The 2,333-nt window shown below is 37.8% G+C and carries 2 protein-coding genes; one reads left to right on the forward strand and one right to left on the reverse strand.

Annotation, left to right across the window (positions count from 1 at the left end; genetic code table 11):
* Positions 1-872: acyltransferase family protein (locus H5202_RS20780; protein WP_182773735.1), on the forward strand; the 872-nt coding region annotated here is incomplete at its 5' end.
* Between the two features lie 93 nt (positions 873-965).
* On the opposite strand, the gene H5202_RS20785 is transcribed toward H5202_RS20780, so the two are convergent.
* Positions 966-2,183 (reverse strand): HD-GYP domain-containing protein, encoded by a 1,218-nt coding sequence (locus tag H5202_RS20785; protein WP_182773736.1) that lies wholly within the window; start codon positions 2,181-2,183, stop codon positions 966-968.
* Between the last annotated feature and the right edge of the window lie 150 nt (positions 2,184-2,333).

Raw genomic sequence — 2,333 nt, forward strand, 5'->3', positions numbered from 1 at the left:
CGAGTAAGTTTCATCGGCTTTTTATCCCTTTGCTGGTGGGAATGATAATCATTGTGCCGCCACAACATTATTATGAAAACATCACTGAATATGATTCTTTCGCATCTGCTTATGGCCAGCTGATGCTGTCGTTTGATAGTAATCATTTATGGTTTATTGAGTTTTTAGTCATTTTTATGCTGCTTGCGGTGCCATTCAGGAATTTGTTAACTCGTCAAACCGGTATTAAGTTGCAACAGTGGCTTGAACGAATAAGTCAGCATCGTTTTGGGTTGCTCTCTTTAGTGCTTGCGTTAATTGTATTACGTGGGGCGCTCAAGTATGTCGCGCCATCAGACAGTCACCATATCGAAAACGTGTCATTGAGTGTATTTTATCTATTTTTCTTTTTTGCTGGCATGTGCTTTGTCAAAAGTGAGCTCATTTGGCGCGCCTTAGCTGAACATCGATACATTAATTTAACTGGTTTGATCGTGTGTTCATTGTTTTTCTACGGCTACTATTACTCACCTGACTTGAGCCCGTATTTGTCACTTACCACACGATGGCAAATATGGTGGTTAGTTTGTACGTTAGTGTCTTGGTCTGGGCTATTAACCATGGCAGGCTTTGCGATTGCTCATATTAAAAAAACGCCAACATGGCTGCATCAAACCAATGAATTAATCTATCCATTTTATATTTTGCATCAAACGGTGATTGTGATATTGGCGTTTTATATTGTGCAGTGGCAAGCTTCAATTGCGGTTAAATCTGTCAGTGTGTTAATGAGTGCTTTTGTGGTGTGTGCCTTGCTATGTTATTACGTGATTAGGCCGTTTAAGCTGACACGATATTTATTTGGACTCAAAGTATTGCCTGCATCTAAATAGCGAATGACCAAGCTTCCTTTTGTAACGTCTTGATAAATAATAAATAATAGATAATAAATAAAAAATGCCATTAAACTCGTTTAATGGCATTTTTTATCCTTCGTGCGCTAAATACTCAATAATTTGTTCCATGTTCAGATTAAAATCATCAGCACGTACACACTTAACAATTAAGTCATCAGTCACGGTGGCTAAATCAATTTTGTTGCCTACTTCAAAGCGGTCTGGTTTTAAATGATAGAAGGGTCTGACTAATGGTCGGATAGGGTCTTTCGGGTTATGACCTTCAACGATAGCGAGTCTATTTGACTCAAGTTGAACCACTGAACCGATAGGGTAAACTCCCATACAATGAATAAACTGGTCGACTAAGTCTTTATCCAATTCATTTTTATTAGCTAAAGCGCGCAAAATACTGAATGATTTAACTTGGGCATAACCCTGTTTGTAACAGCGGTGCGAAGTTAGCGCATCAAAAATATCGCATATGCTGATCATACGTCCATAAAGGGTAATTTTTTCTGCAGGAACGCCAAATGGATAACCCATGCCATTGAGTTTTTCATGATGTAAGCTTGCTACTTCTAAACTTAGCTGGCTGATGCCTGGGGTATTCTTCATGATTTCAATCGAGTAACTGGCATGAGTTTTCATAATATGAAACTCTTCATCGGTCAGTTTGTCTGGTTTGTTTAAAATCCGATCAGGGATCATGATTTTTCCAACATCATGTAAAAACGCACCGATAGCCAGTTGATTAACTATGTCTTTGTCTATTTTTTTGTATACGGCAAACATGGTCATCAAAACAGAGACCGACACAGAATGTTCTAATAAATATTCATCTTTATTACGAATATTTATTACACATGATAGGGCATTGGGATTATTAAAAATTAAATCGGTGGATTCGGAGGTGATTTTTTGTACCGGATCCATGTCTAGTGGTAAACCATGTTGTGCGTTATGAAACAGCTTTTTCTGAATGTCTTTTGATTCATTGAACACTTGGCGCGCTCTAACTATTTCTTGATTAAAGAAATTTGCTTTCACATCGGTGCGAACAGGCGTCACCTTTCGAGGTGCTTGAGGCTTAGGCCAACTGATATTATGCTCGATTGTTTCGACAGCAACTTCAGTTTTACTGGTATCAATGAGTAGTTTGGTAACCGATTTCCGTTTTAATGCTTCAATAACCTTTTCGCTTTTAAGCACACCAGGTTTAGTGAGCGAAAAAGTATCTTTGGGTTCGGTTATTTCGACTACATACATCCCAACACAAACGTCAGTAATGTCATGTTCAATCAGCATAAATCGGTTCCTTGGGGCTACTATCAACGTATGAGCGATGCTAAGCATGGTACTGGTTGCGAACGTTATTTATAATATAGCGTATTGATTGCTGTAATAAAAATAAAAGAACTCAATAAAGATCAATATTTTATCAAAAAACACTATTTA

It is taken from the genome of Shewanella sp. SG41-4, from assembly GCF_014164505.1.
In the GTDB taxonomy this organism is placed as follows: domain Bacteria; phylum Pseudomonadota; class Gammaproteobacteria; order Enterobacterales; family Shewanellaceae; genus Shewanella.

What these genes read in the sequence shown, in the direction of transcription:
- H5202_RS20785 (WP_182773736.1), bottom strand. Translation starts at nt 2,183, where the DNA reads ATGCTGATTGAACATGACATTACTGACGTTTGTGTTGGGATGTATGTA.